Origin of the sequence: Rhizobium sp. IY2 (assembly GCF_047532935.1) — a bacterium.
Taxonomy (GTDB): Bacteria; Pseudomonadota; Alphaproteobacteria; order Rhizobiales; family Rhizobiaceae; genus Rhizobium; species Rhizobium anhuiense.
The window spans coordinates 286742-310975 of sequence record NZ_JBLKNU010000001.1 but is presented as its reverse complement, the minus strand read 5'-3'; the positions used below and the strand labels follow the sequence as shown (position 1 = coordinate 310975).

Here is a 24234-nt window from a genome sequence, read left to right as displayed (position 1 = left end):
AAGCTCACGAAATATCGGAAAAAGCCTTATCCACAGGCTTTGAACCGCGGCAGCGATTGCGAAGCCTTATTTAAGATGCGGCGAACAAAAGACAAGGGCAGCAAATATTTTGCCCGCCATACCCGTTATTTCCACCATTTTTGCAGTTGTACCGATGATATATGCGCCTTCAGCCTGAAGAATCTAACGCGCCGCGCCGTCATAGGCCTTCACCGTCAGCGCCCCGAGATCGACCGCGGGAATGCAGCGCAGATTGATCGAGGCCATCGCCGCGCCATCCGGGGTCACGGCTTCACCAAACGGCGCGATGCCGCAATTGGCGCAGAAGTGATGCCGGATGACATGGCTGTTGAAAGTATAGGTCGAGAGATTGGCCTCCGGCGTCTTCAGCACCAGCTTGTCACGCGGCACGAAGGCGAGAAGCCCGCCCCGCCTGCGGCAGAGCGAGCAGTTGCAATCCAGCGCCTCGGTGAATTCGCCTTCGACCTCGAAAGCAACGTTGCCGCAATGGCAGCTTCCTTCATAAATCATGTCGTCCTCCTCACATCCAATCCATGACGACCTTGCCGGAGTTGCCCGACCGCATCGCCTCGAAGCCATCGCGGAAATCGTCGATGCCGATCCGATGGGTGATGATGGGCGCAAGGTCGAGGCCGCCCTGGACGAAGGCGATCATCTTGTACCAGGTCTCGAACATCTCGCGGCCATAGATGCCCTTGAGATTGAGCATCTTGAAGATCACCTTGTTCCAGTCGATCTCGAAACCAGCAGGCGCGATGCCGAGAATGGCGATCTTGCCGCCATTGTTCATCTTGTCGATCATGTCGCGGAAGGCGGGGGCCGCTCCCGACATTTCAAGCCCGACGTCGAAACCCTCCGTCATGCCGATCGCCTTCATCACATCGGCGAGGTTTTCCTTGGAAGCATCGACGACGTGGTCAATGCCGAGTTTGCGGGCGAGATCCAGCCGGTGCGGATTGATATCGGTGATGACGACCTTGCGGGCGCCGGATCGCTTGGCGACGAGCGCGCCCATGATGCCGATCGGGCCGGCGCCGGTGACGAGCACGTCCTCGCCGACAAGATCGAAGGAGAGTGCGGTATGCACGGCATTGCCGAACGGGTCGAAGATTGCCGCGATCTCGTCTGATATATCGTCCGGGATCGGCACGACATTGCTTTCGGGAATGCAGACGAATTCGCCGAAGGAACCCGGGCGGTTGACGCCGACGCCAAGCGTGTTGCGGCAGAGGTGCCCCCTGCCCGCCCGGCAGTTGCGGCACTTGCCGCAGACGATATGCCCCTCGCCGGAGACGCGCTCGCCGACATGATAGCGGGTGACCGCCGAACCGATCTCGGCGATCTCGCCGGAAAATTCATGGCCAACCACCATCGGCACCGGAATGGTCTTCTGCGCCCACTGGTCCCAGTTCCAGATATGGACGTCGGTGCCGCAGATCGCCGATTTCTTCACCCGGATCAGCACATCGTTCGGCCCGACCTCGGGCACCGGCACATTCTCCATCCAGAGCCCGACTTCCGGTTTCGCTTTGACCAGTGCCTTCATCATGTTCGACATATCTGTATTCCTTGGCCCCGTATCTGTCGCAGCCCCTCATCCGCCTGCCGGCCCCTTCTCCCCGCAAGCGGGGCGAAGGGATATGCCGCACCGTTTCCGCATTCTCAAGCGGTCCGTTGGGCACGTCCCCTCTCCCCGCAAGCGGGGAGAGGGTTAGGGTGAGGGGCAGCATCGCCTATTCTCAAATCACACCCAATTCCCGCCCTGCCTCGGCAAAAGCCGCGATCGCCCGCTCCACATCCGCCCGCGAATGCGCCGCCGACATCTGCGTGCGAATGCGGGCCTGGCCTTTCGGCACCACGGGGAAGGAGAAGCCGATCACATAGATCCCCTTCTTCAGCATCAGGCCCGCCATGTCCTGGGCGAGCTTGGCGTCACCCAGCATGACGGGGATGATCGGATGGCCTTCGCCGGCAAGCGTGAAACCGAGCTTGGTCATCTCTGTGCGGAAGAGATCGGCATTATCGGAAAGACGCTTGCGCAAGATATCGCCGTTTTCGATGAGATCGAACACCTTGAGCGAGGCCGCGGCGATGACTGGCGCCAGCGTGTTCGAGAACAGATAGGGCCGCGAGCGCTGCCGCAGCCATTCGACGACTTCAGCCTTGGCCGAAGTGTAACCGCCCGAGGCGCCGCCGAGCGCTTTACCAAGCGTGCCGGTGATGACGTCGATCCGGCCCTCGACACCGCAATGTTCGGCCGAACCGCGGCCGTTCTTGCCGACGAAGCCGACGGCGTGGCTGTCATCGACCATGACCATCGCGCCGTATTTTTCGGCGAGATCGCAGACACCGCCGAGATTGGCGATGATGCCATCCATCGAGAAGACGCCGTCGGTGGCGACCAGCTTGAAGCGGCTGCCTTCGGCCTTTTTCAATTCCTCTTCGAGTGCTGCCATGTCGTTGTTGGCGTAGCGGAAACGCTTGGCCTTCGAAAGCCTGACGCCGTCGATGATCGAGGCGTGGTTCAGCGCGTCCGAGATGATCGCGTCCTCTTCGGACAGCAGCGTTTCGAACAGGCCGCCATTGGCATCGAAGCAGGAGGAATAGAGGATCGTGTCTTCCATGCCGAGGAAGGCGGAGATGCGCGCCTCGAGTTGCTTATGCTCCTCCTGCGTGCCGCAGATGAAGCGCACCGAAGCCATGCCATAACCGTAGCGGTCGAGCGCCTGCTTGCCGGCCTCGGCCAGTTCCTCGTTGTCGGCAAGGCCGAGATAGTTGTTGGCGCAGAAATTCAGCACCCGCTCGCCGGTGGAAATGCCGATCTCGCCCGCCTGCTTGGAAGTGATGACCCGCTCGGATTTATAGAGGCCGGCATCCTTCAGCACCGAAATCTCGTTGCGGAGGTGGGAGAGAAATTGCGAGGTCATGGGGCGGCCCTTCGTGAAGATTTCCGTGCCAGCCGGGTTAGCATATCGCCGCCGGCTTGTCTTCTTCAGCGCTGGACCGAGATCAGCCGTGAGCCGTTCAGCCCTTGTCGTGCGAGAGAATGATCTCGAGAAAGGCATCGCCGTAGCGTTCGAGCTTCGCCTGCCCGACGCCCGATATGGCGAGCAATTCCTTGCGGCTGCGCGGCTTCTCCGTGGCGAAGGCGATGAGTGTCGTATCGGGAAAGACGACATAGGGCGGCACGCCGAGCGATTTCGCGATCGCCATGCGCTCGGCCCGCAGCGCTTCGAAGAGAGCGCCATCGGCGCCCGACAAGCCGGATTTGCGCTCGCCGCGCTCCGCCTTCTTCGTACGCCGCTCCGAGGCCGGGCGGTCCTTGCGAAAGAACACCTGCCGCTCGTGCTTGAAGACGGCCCGCGCCTCCGGCTCCAGCTTCAGCGCGCCGAAAGCTTCGTGATCGACGCGGATCAGACCCATGGCGAGCAGCTGACGGAACACGGATTGCCAGACACGCGCCGGAATATCCTTGCCGGCACCGAAGACCGGCATCTCGGCGTGACCGAAACGCTCGGTCTTTTCGTTGACGTTGCCGAGGAGCACGTCGACGACATGGCCGGCGCCGAAACGCTCGCCGGTGCGATAGATGGCGGCCAGCGCCTTGATCGCCGCCTCTGTGCCCTCCCAGGTTTCGACCGGCTTCAGGCAGGTGTCGCAATTGCCGCAATGGCCGGCATGCGCTTCGCCGAAATGAGCAAGGATCGCCTGGCGCCGGCAGGAAGCCGTCTCGCAGATGGCCAGCAATGCGTTGAGTTTGGCGCGTTCGACCCGCTTGATCTCGGCGGCGGCACTGCCCTCGTCGATCATCCGGCCGCGCTGGATGACGTCGGCCATGCCATAGGCCATCCAGACGTCCGACGGCAGGCCGTCGCGCCCGGCGCGCCCGGTCTCCTGATAATAGGCTTCCACCGAGCCCGGCAGGTCGAGATGGGCGACATACCGCACATTCGGCTTATCGATGCCCATGCCGAAGGCGACGGTGGCGACCAGGCAAAGATTCTCTTCTTTCAGGAAGGCATCCTGATTGGCGTCGCGAACCGCCCTGTCCATGCCGGCATGATAGGGGAGCGCGCGGATGCCCTGCCCGTTCAGCCAGTCGGCCGTATCCTCGACCTTGGCGCGCGACAGGCAATAGACGATGCCGCTGTCGCCCTTATGTCCGGAGAGGAACCGCAAGAGCTGCTGGCGCGGCTGGTCACGCTCGACGATCTCGTAGGCAATGTTCGGCCGGTCGAAACTGGTGGTGAAGATCTCCGCGGCATCGAGCCCCAACCGCTCGATGATGTCGTCGCGCGTATGCGGATCGGCCGTCGCCGTCAGCGCCACGCGCGGCACGCCGGGATATTGTTCACCGAGCCGGCCGAGGGCACGATATTCCGGCCGGAAATCATGGCCCCATTGCGAGACGCAGTGGGCCTCGTCGATGGCAAAGAGCGCGATCTTCTCGTTGGCGATCAGCTCGCGGAACCCGTCGGTCAGAATGCGCTCGGGCGTCACGTAGAGAAGGTCGAGCTGGCCTGCCGAGAGCGCGCGACGAACCTCGACGAATTCCTCGCGCGACAGCGACGAATTGAGCGCTGCGGCACGGATGCCGAGCTGCTTCATCGCCTCCACCTGATCGCGCATCAGCGCAATCAGCGGCGAAACGACGATGCCGACGCCATCGCGGCAAAGCGCCGGGATCTGAAAACACAGCGATTTGCCGGCACCTGTGGGAAAGAGCACGACGGCGTCGCCGCCGGAAACCACATGTTCGACCACCTGCTGCTGCTTGCCGCGGAAGGAGGAATAGCCATAGACCTGCTTGAGGATAGCGAGTGGCGAGCGGCCGGAAGAAAACAGCGCGCCGGAAGCGGAAAAGCCCGGTTCATTGCGTTCGGTCAGCGACATCAGTGGTTCGCCGCCCCTTTGACGCGGCCGGAAAGCACCCCGAAGCCATCGATGATCGCCTCCTGGTTCTCAAGGCGCACCCCTTCGAAATGCACTTCCTGCTGCGCGCGCATCAATTGAACGATCGCCTCGCCGTCGCCGGCTTCGGTCGCCAGCGCAATCTCTCGCTCGAGTTCGATCTTCTGCCGGCGCAGCGCCTTCGCCCGCTTGTGGAAGGCCAGCGCCTGGCGGTAGCCTTCGCGCGCATCCTCCATCGCCGCCTCCTCGGTCGCCGTCCAGAGCCGGGCATTGCGCACCTGCTGATCGAGGCTCTTGATGAGCGGACCGAAACCCTCGAATTCCAACCGTTCGGTCAGATATTCGCGTGTCAGATGCGGGCCGGCGACGGCAGCGGCAGCCCCGAGCATCGCCGACCAGAGCCGCTGCAGCTCGCGGCTGTCATAGTCGATCGCGGCGATTTCGTCATAATCGTCGATCATCAGCGAGGGATGATTGATGACGGTCAGCGCCAACACGCTTTCGCGCAACGCCGTATTGTCCCGGTGGCCACGCACGGGGCCCGAGCGGGCGAGCCGGTCGGAAATGATGCTGGGGCTTTTCGGCCCCGCCTTGCCGGCATTGTCGCGGCCCGGGCGGTAATTGCCATTGCCCGCGAAGCCGCCGCGGCGCTCGCCATTGTTGCGGTTCTGGAACTGCGGCTGGAAGAAGGCGTTCAGCCGGTCGCGAATATCCTGCTGGTAGTGGCGGCGCACATTCTCGTCGGCGATGACGGCGACGAGCTGTTTCAGCCGCGCCTCGAGTTCGGCGCGCGCCTCGGGCGTATCGAACTTGTCGGTATTGATCTCCCGGCTCCACAGCATCTCGGAAAGCGGCTTTGCCTGGCTCATCACCTTGTCGAAGGGCGCGCGGCCCTCGTCGCGCACCAGATCGTCGGGGTCCTTGCCGTCGGGCAGAAGCGCGAAGCGGACGGAACGGCCGGGCTTCAGATGCGGCAGCGCCAGTTCGGCGGCGCGATTGGCGGCGCGGATACCGGCCCCGTCGCCGTCGAAGCAGAGCACCGGTTGCGGTACCATCTTCCAGAGCAGTTCGAGCTGGTTTTCGGTAAGCGCCGTGCCAAGCGGCGCAACGGCATTCTCGACGCCGGCCTGATAGAGCGCGATCACGTCCATATAACCTTCGACGGCGATGATGGTGCCTGTCGCATTGTCATCCTGAGGGTCGCCGCGGCCCGGTCCCTGGATCGCGCGCCGCGCACGGGCGAAATTATAAAGAACATTGCCCTTGTGGAAGAGCTCCGTCTCGTTCGAGTTCAGATATTTCGCCGGCGCATCCGCAGACATGGCGCGGCCGCCGAAAGCGATGACCTTCTCTCGCGACGAAAGGATCGGGAACATAATGCGGTCGCGGAAGCGATCGTAGGAAACCGGCACGTTTTCATGGACGACCAAGCCACAGGCCTCGATCTGCTCCTTGAGCACGCCCTTGCCGGCAAGAAATTCCTTCAGCGCATTGCGGCTGTCGGGCGCATAGCCGAGACGGAAGGTCTCGATGGTGCGTCCCGTCAGCCCGCGGTCGCGCAGATAGGCGCGTGCCCTCGCCCCATTCGCCGTCTGCAACTGGTCCTGGAAAAATTGCGTCGCCATTTCCATGACGTCGATCAGCGAGCCGCGCTCTTTCTCACGCTTCTCCATGACAGGATCGGCCAGCGGCATCGGCATGCCGGCCATATCGGCGATCTGCTGCACCGCCTCGGGAAAACTCAGGCCCTCGAGTTCGGTCAGGAAGCGGAAATGGTCGCCGGTGACCCCACAACCGAAGCAGTGATAGCGGCCCTTTCGGTCCTCGCAGTGGAAGCTCGGCGATTTCTCGCCGTGGAACGGGCAGCAGGCCCAATAATCGCCGCGCGATACGTTGGTCTTGCGCTTGTCCCAGCTGACGCGGCGCGCAATCACGTTCGAAATCGGAACGCGGTCGCGGATCTCATCGAGAAAGGTGTTGGAAAAGCGCATCTATACCTCTTGGCCAAGCTCCATATAAGCTGCTTTGCCGCTCCATGCCACGAAACTTGTCATGAAAACCCGCTATTCACAGGCAAGTGCACCGGTTGCTTGCGATGTCGGTTTTCCAATCAACAACACGTTATCGCCCCTGCGACAGGGGTGCGACATTATTGTCCTCGCAGATCCGGAACGGCACCGTCGTGAGTGCTCCACAAAGAGCCAAAGCCTGCCGAATTCCCATATTAAATCCTTTAAAAACAGTGACATATCAATTCCGACGCTCGGACACCCCCGTCTTACAGCCTACTGCCCGACCTCCGCTTTGATGCCCCCCAAACCGCCGTTTTCGCCAATCATTATTTTTTTGTAATTTGAATAAGCAGCCAGCCCGCAATAGGTTCGATCTCAACAAAGCGATCCCCGAGCGAAGCACCATCCCTACCCCCGGCGCCGCTTCGCAAGGGTGCCTTTGCAAATACCCTCCGGCTTGGGCCTCGGCCCTGCGTTGCCGGCGGAAGCAAAGAGCAAGAAGGCAGGAGCGCCCCCAGCTCCTGCCTTCTTAAATCTTGGCTCGCCTTGCGACAACTCTCCCTTTGAAATTAACCGCTTATTGACAAAACCGTTGACAGGCGGCGCTGGCATGAAAGATGTATGCGCCGAACTCCTGGACCTCTCCAATGGCTTTTACCGCGGAAAATCTTGCAGCAGACGATCGATTTTTCGCTGCGATCCTGCAGTGCGCCGATCAGATGCTCGCCATCTATCGCGAGAGCCCGCGCATCGCCTCGATCTTCGCCGCGCAGCAGCGCTGGCTGATGGCCCATGCCGGTTTCGCCCTTCACTACGGTCATCCCGACGGCGGCAAGAGCGGCCTCTATTCCGGCCGCTTCATCGATTTCGCGGTCAAGAACGATATCGCCAGCCGCAACACGGCCGCAGCCTTCATGCAGGAAATGCTGGCCTATCGCTTCCTGCGACCGGTTCCCGGCCCCGACAAGCGCACACGCTACCTGGAGCCGACCGAAATCGCCGAGCAGCATTTCACCCGTTGGCTCGTCACCCATATGATGATCCTCGATAGCCTCGACGGCGGTGAGCGCGCCGACAAGATCACTGCCGATCCCTCGGCGATGATGGCAGCGATCCAGCCGCTGATCGCCAAGGCGATCATCGGGAGTGAAGCGGTGCGCAATCCAGGCCCGACCTTCAACCTCTTCAACTGGGCAAATTCCGGCGGACTGGTGATGGACTACCTGATCTCGCGCCTTCCGGAATTTCCCCGGACGGCCGACCGCGTCGTTCTCGGCCCTCTATCGCTCAGGGAACTGCGCGAACAGTTCATGATCTCCAACACCCATCTCAAGCGGCTACTGACGCAGGCGGCGACCATGGAAAGCGTCGGCTGGACAGAACTCTCCCGCAAGGGCGACTTCTGGCTGTCGGGCCACTTCATCCGCGAATATTGGAATTATCAGGCGGCGAAATTCGCCATCGTCGATGCCGCCGCCGAAGCGGTGCTCGGGCCTGCGGTCCGTGACGAACCGCAGGCAAGACGCGTTATCTGAAACTTATCCGTTCAACAGTTCCTTGACGGTCGCCGAGGCCTTGGCGAAATCCATCTGGCCGGCATAACGCTCCTTCAGCGCTGCCATCACCTTGCCCATATCCTTGGCGCCTGCGGCACCCGTCTCGGCGATGATCGCCGAGACGTTGGCGCGCACTTCGCTGTCGGAAAGCTGCTTCGGCATGAAATCCTGGATGACGGTGATTTCGGCGCGCTCCTTGGCGGCAAGCTCCGGTCGGGAATTCTCCTCGTAGATCTTTGCCGATTCGTCGCGCTGCTTCACCATCTTGGCGAGAATCTGCAGGATCTCGTCGTCGCTCGCCTGCTCCTTGCCGGTGCCGCGATTGGCGATATCGCGGTCCTTGACCGCGGCCTGAATCAGCCGGACGGTGGAAAGCCGCTCCGCATTCTTGGCCTTCATCGCCTCTTTCAGCTGGGTGGCGAGTTGATCGCGCAGCATGGTCTTCACTCCTGTTTTGATGCCGCTTCATAAACCACGCTGATGCGGCGGATCAAATAAATTGCGCGGTCGTTGCGACAAAGCGCAGGAAAACAGCGGCAATCTCGGCTACAAAGATTGACGCTAAGCGATTGCGTGGCTATTTACCGCCACCTGCACCAAAATTCGTGATCAGGCCTGAAGCGCGCGGCATTGCCGTGTCCACACGCCTGCGAGATCAAATGGCGACGAGCGCGGCAACGCGCCCACCTGCCGGAAACGGGATGAAGATGACCGCGACAGCACCCTGGACAATCGAAAAGCCGACCGCCCTGCTCGTTCTTGCCGACGGCACGGTCATCGAAGGCAAGGGCATCGGCGCCACCGGCAAAGTGCCGGCCGAAGTGGTCTTCAACACGGCGCTGACCGGCTATGAGGAGATCCTGACGGACCCCTCCTATCTCGGCCAGATCGTCACCTTCACCTTCCCGCATATCGGCAATATCGGCACCAACGAGGAAGACATCGAGGATCTGACGCCGGCCGCCCGGCACGGCGCCGTCGGCGTCATCTTCAAGGCCGACATCACCGACCCTTCGAACTACCGCGCCGCCAAGCACCTCGACCAATGGCTGAAGGCACGCGGCGTCATCGGCCTCTGCGGCATCGACACGCGCGCGCTGACAGCCTGGATCCGCGAGAACGGCGCCCCGAACGCGATGATCGCCCACGATTCGAACGGCGTCTTCGACATCGAGACGCTGAAGGCCGAAGCCAAAGCCTGGAGCGGCCTCGAAGGTCTCGACCTTGCCAAGATCGCCTCGTCGGGCCAGTCCTCGCAGTGGACCGAAACGCCGTGGGTCTGGAACGAAGGTTACGGTGAACTCAAGGCTACGGACGCCAAATTCCACGTCGTCTGCCTCGATTACGGCGTCAAGCGCAACATCCTGCGCCTGTTTGCCGGCCTCGACTGCAAGGTGACCGTCATGCCGGCCACAACGAGCGCCGAAGACGTCCTCGCCATGCAGCCGGACGGCATCTTCCTGTCGAACGGCCCGGGCGATCCGGCGGCAACCGGCGAATATGCCGTGCCTGTCATCAAGACGCTGATCAAGACCGACATCCCGGTTTTCGGCATCTGCCTCGGCCACCAGATGCTGGGTCTCGCACTCGGCGCAAAGACCGAGAAGATGCATCAGGGCCATCACGGCGCCAACCACCCCGTCAAGGACCATACGACGGGCAAGGTCGAGATCGTCTCGATGAACCATGGCTTCGCGGTCGACTCGAAGTCGCTGCCTGATGGCGTTGAAGAGACTCACATTTCGCTTTTTGACGGCACCAATTGCGGCCTGCGCGTGCTCGGCAAGCAGGTCTTTTCCGTCCAGCATCATCCGGAAGCCTCTCCCGGCCCGCAGGACAGCCACTATCTCTTCCGCCGCTTCATCAACATGGTGCGCGAAAAGAAGGGCGAACCGGCACTCGCCGAACGCTGATTTCAAGCCACAGCGATTTCCGATGAAGGCTCGCCCAGGCGGGCCTTTTTCTTTATCCGCCCCTTGACCTCAGCTTAAGTTGAGGAATTACAGATCTGCCTGCAAACATCTGATGCAGGAGAAAACTGGATGAGCGGAGCTTTCTACAGGATAGACAAGTTCGTCGTGCCGGCAGCGGCGCGAGAAGAATTTCTCGTCAAAGTGATGATGACCCACAAGCTGTTGGAGGCGCAGGACGGTTTCATCGATCACAGGGTACTGGAACAGGTCGCCGGCCCAGGCGAATTCAATTTCGTCACGATCGCCGAACGGGAAAATACGGAGGTCGTCGAGCGCGCGCGGGCGGCCGTTGCAGCGGCCCATAGGGCCGCCCATTTCGATCCGCAGGAAATGTTTGCACGTCTCGGCATTCGCGCCGATATCGCCAGTTACAAGCCCGTCGCGGCCTGACGGCAGAGGCGGACGGCTCAGGCGTGGGCCAGTTCCGCCTCCCGGCGAAGGAGAAGGTAGAAGCGCGCACAGAGCATGACGGCGGCGGCTGCCAGCCCGACGAGGAAGCCGAACCAGATGCCGATACCGCCGAAACCCAGCGGGAAGGCAAAGGCCCAGGCCAGGAAGAAGCCGATCGGCCAGTAAGCGATCAACGCCATGATCATCGGTACGCGCGCGTCCTTGAGACCGCGCAGCAATCCATTGGCGATCACCTGCAGCCCGTCGACGAGCTGGAAAAGCCCGGCAATGACGATCAGCGGCCCGGCATAGGCAAGCACCTCCGGCGCTTCGGGCGAGTTGACGTCGAGGAACCAGCTGCCGAGGAATTGCGGCATGGTCGCAAAGAGTACCGAGCCCACCGCCGAAATGGCGCAGGCGAGGATGAGCACCATGATCGAAGCCCGCACCAGCCCCTGATGGTCGCCCTGCCCGTGCGCGACGCCGACGCGCACCGTCGCCGCCTGGCTGAGGCCGAGCGGGATCATGAATGCGATCGACGCCCATTGCAGGGCAATGCCGTGAGCCGCAAGCTCGATGGTGCCGATATAACCCATCAGCAGCGAGGCCACCGTGAACAGGCTGACTTCGGCAAGGATGGTGACGCTGATCGGGAAACCAAGCCGGATGACCTCCAGCAGCGCATGCCAGTCGGGTTTCCAGAACCGCACGAAGATCTCGTAGCGCCGGGTCTCTTCCCGCCGCTGCACGAAAGCCAGGATGAAGAGGAAGCCTGCCGTCTGCACGACGACCGAAACGATCGCCGCGCCCTCGAGCCCCATTGCCGGAAAGCCGAAATGGCCGAGCACGAGCATATAGGCGAAGATCGCATTCATCACCAGCGTGGCGATGGTGACGTTGAGGATGATGCCCGCCTTGCCGATGGCGCTGACCAGCGCCCGCATGACGTTGAAGAGCAGCGCCGGCAGCACGCCGAACTGGCCGATCATGATGTAGCCGTGGGCGAGTTTGGCCACCTCGGGCTTCTGCTGTGCGAAGAGAAGGACCTGCTCCGAATTGAAGAAGGCCGGCTGCATGATTACCCAGTACCCGATCACCACCCACAGACCCATGCGCAGCGACCGGCGCACCGAGACAACGTCGCCGCGGCCGTAGGCCTGCGCCACCATCGGAATGACGGCGATGGCAAAGCCCGAGCCGAAGATCAGGATCGTGAACAGGAACTGCGCCGCAAGCACCATCGCCGCCAGATGCTCGGCGCCGAGCCGGCCGACGATCATCACGTCGGTGGTGTTGATGCCGAGCTGGGCAAGCTGCGCGCCGATCAGCGGAATGCCGAGCGCCAGCGTTGCACGGAAATGTGCGCCCCAACGATTATCGGTTGTCGGCGCAAGCCTGCGCGCGTCGATCGGCGTGTCCATGACACCAGTCCTGTGATTGAAATATGCGTCGCCGCAGGTTGCGGCGAAATAACATCCGGACTTAGAGCAAAGCCCCGCAAAGAACTACCCCAGATGAGGCAGATGATGAAAAATTCATCATCGCATCAGCGTTTCTGATCAATCAACCTGCCGCTTCCAGTGCCTCGGCCGGTTCACGGACCCGAACCCGCATGAGGAACACGCCGGCGGCCACCAGGATGAACAGGGCAGCGGTCAGATAGGGTGCCCCGGCGAAGGTGACCGGCGCCTCGGGCCGCGTGAAATAACCGAACATCTGCGTGAAGATCAGTGGCCCAAGGATGGTGGTGATGCTGCTGAGGCTGGTCAGCGCGCCTTGCAACTCGCCTTGCGCCGAGGGCGGCACCTTGCCGGCGGCGATGCTGCGCAGCGGCGGATCGGCGACGTTTTCCATGACGGTCGCAACGATGATGACATAGACGACCCAGCCCTCCCAGGCGAAGGCATAGCCGGTGAGCCCGACGGCCGAGAAGCAGAGGCCGAGAAGAGCGGTCTTCCACTCGCCGAGTACCGGCACGATCCGCGGCAGAACCAGCCCCATGACGATCACCGCGCCGATGCCATAAATGCCGAGCGACAGGCCGATCTGTCCCTCGCTCCAGCCGTAACGATAGGTCGAGACGAACGACCAGACCGAGGGATAGACGGCATGCGCCAGGAAAAACAGGAACATGACGAGGCTGACCCAGCCGATGCCGGGATAATGGCGCATCTGGCGCAACGCGCCGAGCGGATTGGCGCGTTTCCATTCGAACCGGCGGCGGTTCTTCGCCGCCAGCGTTTCCGGCAGCAGGAAGCAGGCGGCGATGAAATTGATGAGCGATAGCGCGGCCGCGCCGAGGAACGGCACACGCGGGCCGAATTCGCCGAGGAAGCCGCCGACGACGGGGCCGATGGTGAAGCCGACGCCGAACGCAATGCCGATCAGCCCGAAATTCTTCGCCCGGTTCTCCTCGGTGCTGATATCGGCGATATAGGCCGAGCAGGTGGCGAAGCTGCCGCCGCTGATGCCGGCAAGCACGCGGCCGACGAACAGCATCCAGAAACTGGTGGCGATGCCGCAGATGAAATTGTCGATCGCAAAGGTCAGCACCGAAAGCAAAAGAATCGGACGACGGCCGAAACGGTCGGACAGGTTTCCGAGCAGCGGCGCGAACAGGAATTGCATACCGGCGTAGACGAGCATCAGCCAGCCGCCGTCGATCGCCGCATCGCTGACGCTGCCGCCGGTCAACTGCTCCAGATAGGCGGGCAGCACCGGCATGATGATGGCGATGCCGATAATGTCGAGGAAGAGGATGATGAAGACCAGGAAAAGGCCGCGGCGAACGAATTTGGGGTCCAGCATGAGGCATCTCTACAGCGGTTGGTTCTGAAAAGACGATCTCATCGCCGAGAAAGTGACATAGCTCAGAAAAGAAACCGAAACAATCCGTGAACATTTCAAAGTTTTTGATAATGCTAGGCGGGAAGTTCATGAGATGCCTCAACCGGAGGGCGCGCGCTGCCGTTCCAGCTTCAGGAGATCGAGAGCCGCCCAGCCGATCGCCGGGCGACACGTTCCCTTGCAATCGCTGCGACGGCTTCCAGATCACCAGAGAACACCGGTAAAAAGACTGGTCATTGTGCATTTCGCCGCACAGCCCGTCCTGTGCCGCCCGATTATCGCCCGCATGCGAAAGCGGTAGAACGGCATCGAGGACACCCCGGCGCGGATACCCGATTGCGCCGCGTGGCGCAAACTGATGGAGAAGACAAATGCAGACTTATCGTTTGGGAAAGACCGGACCCGATGTCTCGGCCATCGGTCTCGGCTGCATGGGCATGTCGGGCATGTACGGTCCCTCGGATCGCGCAGAAAGCATCGCGACGATCCATGCCGCGCTCGATGCCGGCATCAACCTGCTCGACACCGGCGATTTCTACGGCATGGGCCACAATGAAATGCTGATCGGCGAGGCATTGAAAGGCCGTAGGCGCGAGAGCGCCGTCATCAGCGTCAAGTTCGGCGGCCTGCGCGATCCCGTCGGCGGCTGGAACGGCATCGATGCCCGCCCGGTCGCGGTGAAGAACTTCCTCAGCTACACGCTGCAGCGCCTCGGTGTCGACTATATCGACATCTACCGCCCGGCCCGCCTCGATCCGAACGTGCCGATCGAGGACACGGTCGGCGCCATCGCCGACATGGTCAAGGCAGGTTACGTCAGGCATATCGGCCTGTCGGAGGTCGGTGCCGATACGATCCGCCGCGCCGCCACTGTTGCCCCGATCATCGACCTGCAGATCGAATATTCGCTGATCTCGCGCGGCATCGAGGAGAAGATCCTGCCGACGACACGCGAACTCGGCATCTCGATCACCGCCTACGGCGTGCTCTCGCGCGGCCTGATCAGCGGCCACTGGCAGAAGGGCCAGGGTGCGACGGCCGGCGATTTCCGTGCCTACAGCCCGCGCTTCCAGGAAGGCAATATCGAACAAAACCTCGCTCTGGTGGAGAAGCTGCGCGAGATCGCCGAGGCAAAGAGCGTCTCGGTCGTCCAGATCGCCATCGCCTGGGTCGCCGCCAAGGGCAAGGATATCGTCCCGATCATCGGCGCCCGCCGCCGCGACCGGCTGAGCGAGGCGCTCGGCTCACGCGCGGTCGACCTGTCACCAGACGATTTCGCCGCCATCGAACGCGCCGTGCCGAAGGATGCGGCTGCAGGTGGGCGTTATCCCGAACATATGCTGCAGGATATGGACAGCGAGAAGTAAGCAAAAGGATTGAAACGGCTGCGTGGGCGCGTGCTACGCGCCTCTACCTCTCACCCTCTCAGATCGGCCCGGAAAACGTATCGCAGGCCGACAGCTGGCCGCTGTCGAAACCGCGCTTGAACCATTTGACGCGCTGCGCCGAGGTGCCGTGGTTGAAGCTTTCCGGGACGACGTAGCCCTGCGACCGTTTCTGCAGCGTGTCGTCGCCGATCTGCTGGGCAGCGTTCAGCGCTTCCTCCAGGTCGCCGGACTCCAAGAGGCCCTTCTGCTGGGTATATTTGCCCCAGATGCCGGCAAAGCAATCGGCCTGCAACTCGACGCGCACCGACATCTTGTTGGCTTCCTCCTCGCTCATGCGCTGGCGGACCTGATTGAATTTCGGCAGGATGCCGAGCAGGTTCTGCACATGATGGCCCACCTCGTGGGCAACGACATAGGCCTCGGCAAAATCGCCCGACGCGCCGAACCGGTCGGAAAGCTCCTGGAAGAATTCGGTGTCGAGATAGACCTTGTGATCGCCAGGGCAGTAGAACGGCCCGGTAGCCGATGATGCGGAGCCGCAGGCCGATGCGGTCGAACCCGAAAACAGCACGAGGCGCGGCTCCTCGTAATTCTGGCCCTGCGCCTGGAAGATGCCCTGCCAGGTATCCTCGGTCTCGGCAAGAACGGTGCGCATGAAAGCGGTCATCTCGTCATTGGCAGGCGTGCGCGTTCCGCCCGACTGGCTCTGCTCGTAGCCGGGGCCGGTCGTCACGCCGCCGGTGTCGAGCACCTGCAACAGGTCGATGCCCATCATCTTGAAGATGAAATAGATGACGACGAGGAAGATGATCGTGCCGATACTGAGGCCGCCGCCGGCGCGGCGAACGCCACCGCCGGACGGAAAATTGAAGCCGCCCCCGCGGCCGAAACCTCCGCCGCCCGGATCACCGCGGCGATCCTCGACATTGTCGGACTGACGCCGGCCTCTCCATTCCATCTTCGCTCTCCCCGGCAATGCCCCGTGCTTGCACTCAAGGAATCTATATATCCGTCAGCGGCCGGAATTCCAGCGGCTTCATCGAGCCATCAGGCGCCCGCGCCGGCGACGCAGCGCGATTGCAGCCAGGATCGAGCCGATCACCGCCGCGGCAAGGGCCGCCGGCCATTGCCCGCCGGTGAAGACGACCGCATGCATGATCCGGCCGGGCAGGAAGGTAAACAGGCCGGCAAGAACGATGCCGCCGAAATAAAGACCGGCGACGATGCGCCTGTGCAGACGGATATCGCCGCGACGAGCCGCCGCGATCGCATTCCAGCTGCCGAACAATGTTGCGATGGACAGAAGATGGATCGGGCTGAACCCGTAGATAAGATCGAGCTCATGAATGAAGAAGCTCGATATCGCCGTCACGACCATCAGCGCCATCCAGATCCTGCCGAACAGCCGATGGCGCGGCGTGCCCTTGGGGCGCAGCAGGATATAGGCGCCGAGAGCGGCTGCCGGCGTAACGGCGGCGACATGGATCTGGACGGCAAGCGGGGCGTCGAGGAGCGGTTCGAGGGTCATGGGCGGCGTCCGGTTGAATTCGATCCGTCTTTCCGCCAAGACTGCATCTGCCTCAATCTGAACCGCGCGAACGGCAGGAAAACTTCGTGATTCACCCCTTCTTGCAATCCACGCTTCGCGAATTGCAGGTCTTTCTCCATTCCCGGCGCTTCTGGGGAACCTTTGCCGCGATCGTCCTGCTCTTTGCCGTCACCGGCCCCTACGGCACGATGGAAAGCATGGCCTTCGGCGAACGCCTCGTCTACTGGCTGACCCTGCATGCCCTTGCCTGGGCGATCGCCATTCTCTGCGCAGTCATCGCCGAAAGACTCTTGCGGGAGGTGGTCGCTTCGATGTTTGCCCGCATGATGGCGGGTTCGCTCATAGCCGCCCTGCCAATCGGTTTTGCCATCGGCCTCGTCGACTACGCCTTCACCGGTGAAGCGACGACGCTGGAAAGCGGCCTCTACCGCGCGCTCTTCGCCATCCCTCTCTGCGCTCTTTTCTGCCTTCTGACTTACATGGCGATGAGCCAGAAAATCGCCGAAGCGGCAGTTCCTGAGGAAACCAGCCCCCGCCTCTCGATCCTCGATCGGCTGAAGCCTGAGAATCGTGGCCCTCTGCTGCGCCTTTCCGTCCAGGATCACTATACCGAGGTGGTGACCAGCCGCGGGCGCGAACTGCTGCTCCTGCGTTTCGCCGACGCGCTGAAGGAAACCGCCGCGACGCCTGGTCTTCGTGTCCATCGCTCGCATTGGGTGGCCGACGCCCATGTCGAAAGCCTGAAACGCGACAATGGCAGGCTGCTGATCCTCACCCGTGACGGCACGCAAATCCCGGTCAGCCGCAGTTATGCCGAGGACGTGCGCCGCCGCTTCACCTAAAGAAGACGCACCGCGCCGCAGGCCCTTGGCGGGACTCCCGCTTTCGCTCGTCCCGAAGCAAGGCTAGGGATTCCGGCTGCTCGTCGGGCCGGACGCTAAATAGCCGTTCGCGCCGTGTTGGATTCCTGTCGATTCCGCGATTTATGGGGTTCCGTTTGCAAATACATTTGCCTATAAGCCGCTTCTAGCCTGAAAAGACCCTCAATGCGCGACCCGACCCGGTGATCTCCCACCCTGGCCGGCTTTTTGCGCAGCTAGAAATGGATATCGCCCATGCCGAAGCGCCAAGACATCAAATCGATCCTCATCATCGGCGCGGGACCGATCGTCATTGGCCAGGCTTGCGAGTTCGACTATTCCGGCACCCAGGCCTGCAAGGCGCTGAAGGAGGAAGGCTACCGCGTCATCCTCGTCAACTCCAACCCGGCGACGATCATGACCGATCCGGGCCTTGCCGACGCCACCTATGTCGAACCGATTACCCCCGAGGTCGTCGCCAAGATCATTGCCAAGGAGCGCCCGGATGCGCTGCTGCCGACCATGGGCGGCCAGACGGCGCTGAACACCGCGCTTTCGCTGAAGCGCATGGGCGTGCTCGATCGCTACAATGTCGAGATGATCGGCGCCAAGCCCGCCGCCATCGACATGGCCGAAGACCGCGCGCTGTTTCGCGAGGCGATGGCCCGTATCGGCCTGGAAACGCCGCGTTCGATGCTGGCCAACGCCACCGACATCAAGGACCTCGACCGCAAGACGCACGAGGCCGAGCGCAACAAGCTGCGCGAAAGCCTGTCCGGATCCGAGCTCGACAAGGCGCTGGACGAACTGGAAAACCAGTGGAACCTCGGCGAGAGCGACCGCAAGCAGCGTTACATGAGCCATGCCATGGCGATCGCCGCCCAGGCCATCGATCATGTCGGCCTGCCCGCCATCATCCGCCCCTCCTTCACGCTCGGCGGCACCGGCGGCGGCATCGCCTACAACCGCTCGGAATTCTTCGAGATCGTCGGCGGCGGCCTCGACGCCTCGCCGACCACCGAAGTGCTGGTCGAGGAATCGGTGCTTGGCTGGAAGGAATATGAAATGGAGGTCGTCCGCGACAAGGCGGACAACTGCATCATCATCTGCTCGATCGAAAACATCGATCCGATGGGCGTCCATACCGGCGATTCGATCACCGTCGCGCCGGCGCTGACGCTGACCGACAAGGAATACCAGATCATGCGCAACGCCTCGATTGCGGTGCTGCGCGAGATCGGCGTCGAAACCGGCGGCTCGAACGTCCAGTTCGCCGTCAATCCGAAGGACGGCCGTCTCGTCGTCATCGAAATGAACCCGCGCGTCTCGCGCTCGTCGGCGCTCGCCTCCAAGGCCACCGGCTTCCCGATCGCCAAGATTGCCGCCAAGCTCGCGATCGGCTATACACTCGACGAGCTGGAAAACGACATCACCGGCGGCGCAACGCCTGCCTCATTCGAACCGTCGATCGACTACGTCGTCACCAAGATCCCGCGTTTCGCCTTCGAGAAATTCCCCGGCGCTTCGCCGGTGCTGACGACGGCGATGAAGTCGGTCGGCGAAGTCATGGCGATCGGCCGCACCTTCGCCGAATCACTGCAGAAGGCGCTGCGCGGCCTCGAAACCGGCCTGACCGGCCTCGACGAAATCGAAATTCCTGATTTCGAGGAAGGTGAATCCAGCCAGAACGCCATCCGCGCCGCCATCGGCACGCCGACGCCGGACCGTCTGCGCATGGTCGCCCAGGCGCTGCGCCAGGGCCTCAGCATCGAAGAGGTGCATGAAGGCTGCAAGATCGACCCGTGGTTCCTCGCTGAGCTCAAGAACATCGTCGACATGGAAGCCCGCATCCGCGAGCACGGCCTGCCGGAGGATGCCACCAACCTGCGCATGCTGAAGGCCATGGGCTTCTCCGACGCCCGCCTGGCGACGCTGACCGGCAAACGCCCGAAGGAAGTCGCCGAACTGCGCAACGGCCTGAACGTCCGGCCGGTCTTCAAGCGCATCGATACTTGTGCCGCCGAATTCGCTTCGCCGACCGCCTATATGTATTCAACCTACGAGACGCCCTTCGCCGGCGCCGCCCGCTCCGAGGCCGAAGTCTCCGACCGCAAGAAGGTCGTCATTCTCGGCGGTGGCCCGAACCGTATCGGCCAGGGCATCGAGTTCGACTATTGCTGCTGCCATGCCGCCTTCGCGCTGAAGGATGCCGGTTATGAAGCGATCATGATCAACTGCAATCCCGAAACCGTCTCGACCGATTACGACACGTCGGACCGCCTCTATTTCGAGCCGCTGACCGCCGAGGACGTGATCGAGATCCTGCGCGCCGAGCAGGAAAAGGGCGAAGTCGTCGGCGTCATCGTCCAGTTCGGCGGCCAGACGCCGCTGAAGCTTGCCGAGGCGCTGGAAAAGAACGGCATTCCGATCCTCGGCACCGCGCCTGACATGATCGACCTTGCCGAAGACCGCGACCGCTTCCAGAAGCTCCTGATGAAGCTCGATCTCAACCAGCCGAACAACGGCATCGCCTATTCGGTCGAGCAGGCCCGCCTGGTCGCGGCCGAAATCGGCTTCCCGCTGGTCGTGCGCCCGTCCTACGTGCTCGGCGGCCGCGCCATGCAGATCCTGCATTCTGAGGGCCAGTTGCAGAGCTACTTGCTCGACACGGTTCCGGAACTGGTGCCTGAAGATATCAAGCAGCGCTATCCCAACGACAAGACCGGCCAGATCAACACCCTGCTCGGCAAGAACCCGCTGCTCTTCGACAGCTATCTCTCTCATGCGATCGAAGTCGACGTCGACTGCCTCTCCGACGGCACCGACGTCTATGTCGCCGGTATTATGGAGCATATCGAGGAAGCCGGCATCCATTCCGGCGACAGCGCCTGCTCGCTGCCGCCGCGCTCGCTGCCCGTCGAACTGATCGACGAGCTGGAGCGCCAAGCCAAGGCGATGGCCAAGGCGCTCAATGTCGGCGGCCTGATGAACGTCCAGTTCGCCATCAAGGACGGCATCGTCTACGTTCTCGAGGTCAATCCGCGCGCCTCGCGTACCGTGCCCTTCGTCGCCAAGACCATCGGCGCGCCGATCGCCAAGATCGCCGCCCGCGTCATGGCCGGCGAGAAACTCGACGCGACCTTCGCCGCCTACGGCGAAAAGCCCGATCCGCGCAAGCTGAAGCACATCGCCGTCAAGGAAGCCGTCTTCCCCTTCGCTCGTTTCCCCGGCGTCGACACCCTGCTCGGCCCGGAAATGCGCTCGACCGGCGAAGTCATCGGCCTCGACACCGATTTCGCCCTTGCCTTCGCCAAGTCGCAGCTCGGCGCCGGCGTAGAGCTGCCGCGTGACGGGACGGTCTTCGTCTCAGTGCGCGACGAGGACAAGCCGCGCGTGCTGCCGGCGATCCGCATCCTTGTCGAGCAGGGCTTCAAGGTGCTGGCGACCGGCGGCACCGCCCGCTTCCTCGGCGAAAACGGCATCACCGCCACCAAGATCAACAAGGTGCTGGAAGGCCGTCCGCACATCGAGGACGCAATCCGCAACCGGCAGGTCCAGCTTGTCATCAACACCACCGACGGCAACAAGGCGATCTCGGACTCCAAGTCGCTGCGCCGTGCAACGCTGATGCAGAAGGTGCCCTATTATACGACGATGGCAGGTGCCGAGGCCGCCGCCCAGGCGATCAAGGCGCTGAAGGCCGGCAATCTCGAAGTGCGGCCGCTGCAGAGCTACTTCGCCTGAGATAGGGCAGCATCACCGCTCGATGAGCGGTGATGCACACCTCGAAGCTCCGGAATCGATTTATCCAGCCGCTGCCATAAGCCGCTGGATTTTCGCCATATCTTCGCGAAACCGCGCCAGCTCCTCGGCTTTCAGCCGCTCGTCGGGAATACGCAGCAGATAGGAAGGATGCACCGTCACGAAGAGCGTTCGCCTGTCGTCGATCGCAATGGCTTTCCCCCTGACATCCTGCAACCGCTGCTTCGCATCGGTCAGCGCCGCCAGCGCCGTCGCTCCCATGGCAACGATGAGCTTCGGTTTGACCAGCGCCATCTCCAGATCGAGCCACCAGCGGCAATGCTTCACCTCGCCCATATTGGGCTTCTGGTGGATACGACGCTTGCCGCGCGGCTCATATTTGAAATGCTTGACGGCATTGGTGACATAGAGCCGCGAGCGGTCGATGCCCGCTTCTGCGATCACCTGATCCAGCAGCCGGCCGGCCGGACCGACGAAGGGACGCCCTGATATATCCTCCTGGTCGCCTGGCTGCTCGGCGACGAACATCACCTCGGCATCGCGTGGCCCCTCCCCAAATACGGTTTGCGTCGCCGTCGCATGCAGCGGACAGCGGGTACAGACGGCAGCGTCCGCGCGCAGCGCTTCCAGCGTGCCCGCCGGCGCTTCGGGCACGACAGGAATATTGCGCGCGGCCTCCTGCAAGCGATCGTGGAAGGGCAGTGACTGCGTCGCCTCCCGTGCGGCCATGGCCCGCACCTTGCTCTCCGCCGAGGCGATCAGCCCGGGGATGAGATCGGCTTCCGGCAGGTTCTTCCAGTATTTTTTCGGCATCTCCGACTGCATCGCCTTCAGCTTCAATCGCGCTGGGTTGAAGATACTGGCGTAATAGGTGCGCCATAGTTCATCGGTGGCATCGGTGAGATTGGGCTTTTCACACGGCGCGTCGTTTAGCATCAGCCGCTTGCCGTCCCAGGCGGCTGACCCTTTGGGCGTGGCGATCAGCCAGTCCATGTCGGTGAAGCGTCGTTGGAAGAAGGGCGCTGTGCGCCTGACGATATGGTGGTCCGGCTCGAACCAGGCGAGGAATTTCCGACGGTCTGCCGATACCGCACCCAATTCCTTGAAGCGGACGAAAGCCGTCATCTTGTGCGCGTCGCGTCGAACGTTTTTCGCCATCAGCCTGGCACGGACAACGTCCTCGTCGGAGGCCACTTCGAGTAGCTGCCGGTCCAGCTGCAGCCGCCAGAGCAGCCGGTAAAGCAGGGTAAACCGCACCGGATCGGAATGGCAGAGAACGGTCTCGGCAAGATCGATGAAGGCGGTCGGCACCGTCATCGGCTTGCGTGCCATGATCGGCGCCGGCGGCATGGCGTCGCGCTGAAAAGCGAGATCGGCCTCTTCATCTTTTTCGCGCCAATCGATCTCTTCAGGCAATATGCCGGCGGCAGCAAAGGCCCGCGCGGCATCACGCCATTCGGCAAGATCCCCGCGTCCTGCCAGCACGACCCGGCGCATCACAGCAACGACAATTGTTCAGGTTGCGGCTCGAACATGGCGCGAAGGTCGGGGCGGTCGATCAGACGGCGCGGCGACCAGCCTTCCGCTGAAATAAAGGACTGGACCTTCTTGATCGAAATGCCGAGCCGCTGGAGATCGTCGATCCGCAGGCGGCGAAAACGGCGAGCCGAAACGATCGCTTTGACGGTCTTGGTGCCGAGACCGGGCACGCGCAGCAACCGCTCGCGCTCGGCTTTGTTGATATCGACAGGAAATTCGGCCCTGTTGGCGAGCGCCCAGGCAAGTTTCGGGTCGAGGGTGAGATCGAGCATGCCTCCCGCCTGGTTCGCGGTGATCTCATCGATGCCGAAACCGTAGAATCGGTAGAGCCAGTCGGCCTGATAAAGCCGGTGTTCACGCATCAGCGGCGGCTTGATCAGCGGCAGGTTTTTCGACGAATCCGGGATCGGGCTGAAGGCGGAATAATAGACGCGCTTCAGGCCATAGCTGCTATAAAGCCGGCCGCTGGTGGCAAGGATCGTCGCGTCGTTGGCGCCATCGGCGCCGACGATCATCTGCGTGCTCTGACCGGCCGGCACAAAACGCTGACGCTTCTTCGTCCGCATCGTCGGCTCGCCGGCGGCCTCGATCTTCAGCCTCAGATCCCCCATCGATCGCCTTATATTGGCGGGCTTCTTTTCCGGCGCGAAACGGGTGATGCCGCTATCCGTTGGCAACTCGATATTGAGGGACAGCCTGTCGGCATGAAGCCCCGCCTCCTCGATCAGATGCGGCGATGCTTCAGGGATCGACTTCAGATGGATATAGCCGCGAAAATTATGCGTCACACGCAGTTCGCGGACGACGCGAACCATCTGTTCCATCGTGTAATCGGACGAACGAATGATGCCGGAGGAAAGAAACAGGCCCTCGATATAATTGCGGCGATAGAATTCCAGTGTCAGCCAGATGACCTCTTCAGGCGTAAAGCGCGCCCGTTCGACATTGCTCGACGAGCGATTGACGCAATAGGCGCAGTCGTAGATGCAGAAATTGGTCAGCAGTATTTTCAGCAGCGAAATGCACCGTCCATCCGGCGCATAGGCATGACAAATGCCGGATCCCTCGGTCGAACCGAGGCCGCCGCTTGCGTGAGAATCACGTTTCACCGTGCCGCTGGAAGCGCAGGAAGCGTCATATTTCGCAGCATCGGAAAGGATGGCCAAGCGTTCTGTTAGCGACTTCCTCATTAGTATGTTCACTATATGTTCTTATATGCAAAGTCAATGGGAGCGACGTCACCTTTGCCCATTTTTCAGGCGCGCCACCGGCTGCCGCGGTGGGTTGCGTTTCGTTTATGCGAATTTTCTGGAAATCGGCCTTGGCGATCTGCTATAAGCACTTAACTAGGATTGTGGCACGGTTCCGAAGCTCCCCTTCGGGACCTGTTTTCTTTTGTGTCTGCGGCTGATTGCTCGAAAAGCAC

General features: G+C 62.1%; 18 protein-coding genes. 6 read left to right on the top strand and 12 right to left on the bottom strand.

The features are described from left to right. Positions 1–183 precede the first annotated feature (183 nt). From ACMUVN_RS01425 to dnaG, 5 genes are all read right to left on the bottom strand, one after another. Positions 184–531, bottom strand: a complete 348-nt coding sequence (locus ACMUVN_RS01425; protein ID WP_063474559.1) for a GFA family protein — start codon at positions 529–531, stop codon at positions 184–186. A gap of 10 nt (positions 532–541) precedes the next feature. Then, a complete protein-coding gene (tdh, locus tag ACMUVN_RS01420) occupies positions 542–1579 on the bottom strand; it encodes an L-threonine 3-dehydrogenase (RefSeq protein ID WP_028758333.1) in 1038 nt (345 codons plus the stop codon). Positions 1580–1760: 181 nt separating this feature from the next. Next, positions 1761–2948 (bottom strand): glycine C-acetyltransferase, encoded by a 1188-nt coding sequence (locus ACMUVN_RS01415; protein WP_097594202.1) that lies wholly within the window; start codon positions 2946–2948, stop codon positions 1761–1763. A 97-nt stretch (positions 2949–3045) separates the two neighbouring features. Further along, entirely contained in the window at positions 3046–4914 is a 1869-nt protein-coding gene (gene recQ, locus ACMUVN_RS01410; protein WP_132572674.1) for a DNA helicase RecQ, read from the bottom strand. Then, entirely contained in the window at positions 4914–6923 is a 2010-nt protein-coding gene (gene dnaG, locus ACMUVN_RS01405) for a DNA primase (RefSeq protein WP_414814819.1), read from the bottom strand. The genes recQ and dnaG overlap by 1 nt, the downstream gene beginning before the upstream one ends. Before the next feature lie 668 nt (positions 6924–7591). Here dnaG and ACMUVN_RS01400 point away from each other — a divergent pair. Then, entirely contained in the window at positions 7592–8479 is an 888-nt protein-coding gene (locus ACMUVN_RS01400; protein WP_063474556.1) for a hypothetical protein, read from the top strand. A gap of 3 nt (positions 8480–8482) precedes the next feature. Here the strand turns inward: ACMUVN_RS01400 and ACMUVN_RS01395 are convergent, their stop codons facing one another. Further along, positions 8483–8938: a GatB/YqeY domain-containing protein gene (locus ACMUVN_RS01395; RefSeq protein WP_028758328.1), complete on the bottom strand. Its 456-nt coding sequence runs from the start codon at positions 8936–8938 to the stop codon at positions 8483–8485. 269 nt (positions 8939–9207) lie between these two features. Here ACMUVN_RS01395 and carA point away from each other — a divergent pair, with 269 nt between their 5' ends. Both carA and ACMUVN_RS01385 read left to right on the top strand, forming a co-directional pair. Continuing rightward, on the top strand, positions 9208–10413 hold the full coding sequence (gene carA, locus ACMUVN_RS01390) for a glutamine-hydrolyzing carbamoyl-phosphate synthase small subunit (protein WP_414815010.1): 1206 nt from the start codon (positions 9208–9210) through the stop codon (positions 10411–10413). Positions 10414–10542: 129 nt separating this feature from the next. Then, positions 10543–10863 (top strand): antibiotic biosynthesis monooxygenase, encoded by a 321-nt coding sequence (locus ACMUVN_RS01385; protein WP_414814818.1) that lies wholly within the window; start codon positions 10543–10545, stop codon positions 10861–10863. Between the two features lie 17 nt (positions 10864–10880). Here ACMUVN_RS01385 and ACMUVN_RS01380 read toward each other — a convergent pair whose 3' ends face one another. After that, positions 10881–12284, bottom strand: coding sequence for an MATE family efflux transporter (locus ACMUVN_RS01380; RefSeq protein ID WP_414814817.1), 1404 nt, complete (start codon positions 12282–12284; stop codon positions 10881–10883). A gap of 142 nt (positions 12285–12426) precedes the next feature. Continuing rightward, positions 12427–13671, bottom strand: coding sequence for a TCR/Tet family MFS transporter (locus ACMUVN_RS01375; protein ID WP_063474554.1), 1245 nt, complete (start codon positions 13669–13671; stop codon positions 12427–12429). A 410-nt stretch (positions 13672–14081) separates the two neighbouring features. Between ACMUVN_RS01375 and ACMUVN_RS01370 the strand changes: the two genes are divergently transcribed. Next, positions 14082–15077: an aldo/keto reductase gene (locus ACMUVN_RS01370; protein WP_414814816.1), complete on the top strand. Its 996-nt coding sequence runs from the start codon at positions 14082–14084 to the stop codon at positions 15075–15077. A 58-nt stretch (positions 15078–15135) separates the two neighbouring features. Here the strand turns inward: ACMUVN_RS01370 and ACMUVN_RS01365 are convergent, their stop codons facing one another. Together ACMUVN_RS01365 and ACMUVN_RS01360 are read right to left on the bottom strand one after the other, a co-directional pair. Beyond that, positions 15136–16056: a neutral zinc metallopeptidase gene (locus tag ACMUVN_RS01365; RefSeq protein ID WP_414814815.1), complete on the bottom strand. Its 921-nt coding sequence runs from the start codon at positions 16054–16056 to the stop codon at positions 15136–15138. 78 nt (positions 16057–16134) lie between these two features. Beyond that, complete coding sequence (locus tag ACMUVN_RS01360; protein WP_047614238.1) at positions 16135–16665, bottom strand: DUF2306 domain-containing protein; 531 nt, start codon at positions 16663–16665, stop codon at positions 16135–16137. Between the two features lie 47 nt (positions 16666–16712). Between ACMUVN_RS01360 and ACMUVN_RS01355 the strand changes: the two genes are divergently transcribed. Beyond that, the gene (locus ACMUVN_RS01355) at positions 16713–17489 is read left to right on the top strand and encodes a LytTR family DNA-binding domain-containing protein (protein WP_414814814.1); all 777 of its coding nucleotides are present in this window, start codon (positions 16713–16715) and stop codon (positions 17487–17489) included. A gap of 273 nt (positions 17490–17762) precedes the next feature. Then, positions 17763–21251: a carbamoyl-phosphate synthase large subunit gene (gene carB / locus ACMUVN_RS01350; RefSeq protein WP_047614239.1), complete on the top strand. Its 3489-nt coding sequence runs from the start codon at positions 17763–17765 to the stop codon at positions 21249–21251. 60 nt (positions 21252–21311) lie between these two features. Here carB and ACMUVN_RS01345 read toward each other — a convergent pair whose 3' ends face one another. Beyond that, the gene (locus tag ACMUVN_RS01345; protein ID WP_414814813.1) at positions 21312–22766 is read right to left on the bottom strand and encodes a UdgX family uracil-DNA binding protein; all 1455 of its coding nucleotides are present in this window, start codon (positions 22764–22766) and stop codon (positions 21312–21314) included. Beyond that, positions 22766–23998: a putative DNA modification/repair radical SAM protein gene (locus ACMUVN_RS01340; RefSeq protein ID WP_414815009.1), complete on the bottom strand. Its 1233-nt coding sequence runs from the start codon at positions 23996–23998 to the stop codon at positions 22766–22768. The genes ACMUVN_RS01345 and ACMUVN_RS01340 overlap by 1 nt, the downstream gene beginning before the upstream one ends. Between the last annotated feature and the right edge of the window lie 236 nt (positions 23999–24234).

What these genes read in the sequence shown, in the direction of transcription:
- ACMUVN_RS01425 (WP_063474559.1), bottom strand. Translation starts at nt 531, where the DNA reads ATGATTTATGAAGGAAGCTGCCATTGCGGCAACGTTGCTTTCGAGGTC.
- tdh (WP_028758333.1), bottom strand. Translation starts at nt 1,579, where the DNA reads ATGTCGAACATGATGAAGGCACTGGTCAAAGCGAAACCGGAAGTCGGG.
- ACMUVN_RS01415 (WP_097594202.1), bottom strand. Translation starts at nt 2,948, where the DNA reads ATGACCTCGCAATTTCTCTCCCACCTCCGCAACGAGATTTCGGTGCTG.
- recQ (WP_132572674.1), bottom strand. Translation starts at nt 4,914, where the DNA reads ATGTCGCTGACCGAACGCAATGAACCGGGCTTTTCCGCTTCCGGCGCG.
- dnaG (WP_414814819.1), bottom strand. Translation starts at nt 6,923, where the DNA reads ATGCGCTTTTCCAACACCTTTCTCGATGAGATCCGCGACCGCGTTCCG.
- ACMUVN_RS01400 (WP_063474556.1), top strand. Translation starts at nt 7,592, where the DNA reads ATGGCTTTTACCGCGGAAAATCTTGCAGCAGACGATCGATTTTTCGCT.
- ACMUVN_RS01395 (WP_028758328.1), bottom strand. Translation starts at nt 8,938, where the DNA reads ATGCTGCGCGATCAACTCGCCACCCAGCTGAAAGAGGCGATGAAGGCC.
- carA (WP_414815010.1), top strand. Translation starts at nt 9,208, where the DNA reads ATGACCGCGACAGCACCCTGGACAATCGAAAAGCCGACCGCCCTGCTC.
- ACMUVN_RS01385 (WP_414814818.1), top strand. Translation starts at nt 10,543, where the DNA reads ATGAGCGGAGCTTTCTACAGGATAGACAAGTTCGTCGTGCCGGCAGCG.
- ACMUVN_RS01380 (WP_414814817.1), bottom strand. Translation starts at nt 12,284, where the DNA reads ATGGACACGCCGATCGACGCGCGCAGGCTTGCGCCGACAACCGATAAT.
- ACMUVN_RS01375 (WP_063474554.1), bottom strand. Translation starts at nt 13,671, where the DNA reads ATGCTGGACCCCAAATTCGTTCGCCGCGGCCTTTTCCTGGTCTTCATC.
- ACMUVN_RS01370 (WP_414814816.1), top strand. Translation starts at nt 14,082, where the DNA reads ATGCAGACTTATCGTTTGGGAAAGACCGGACCCGATGTCTCGGCCATC.
- ACMUVN_RS01365 (WP_414814815.1), bottom strand. Translation starts at nt 16,056, where the DNA reads ATGGAATGGAGAGGCCGGCGTCAGTCCGACAATGTCGAGGATCGCCGC.
- carB (WP_047614239.1), top strand. Translation starts at nt 17,763, where the DNA reads ATGCCGAAGCGCCAAGACATCAAATCGATCCTCATCATCGGCGCGGGA.
- ACMUVN_RS01345 (WP_414814813.1), bottom strand. Translation starts at nt 22,766, where the DNA reads ATGCGCCGGGTCGTGCTGGCAGGACGCGGGGATCTTGCCGAATGGCGT.
- ACMUVN_RS01340 (WP_414815009.1), bottom strand. Translation starts at nt 23,998, where the DNA reads ATGAGGAAGTCGCTAACAGAACGCTTGGCCATCCTTTCCGATGCTGCG.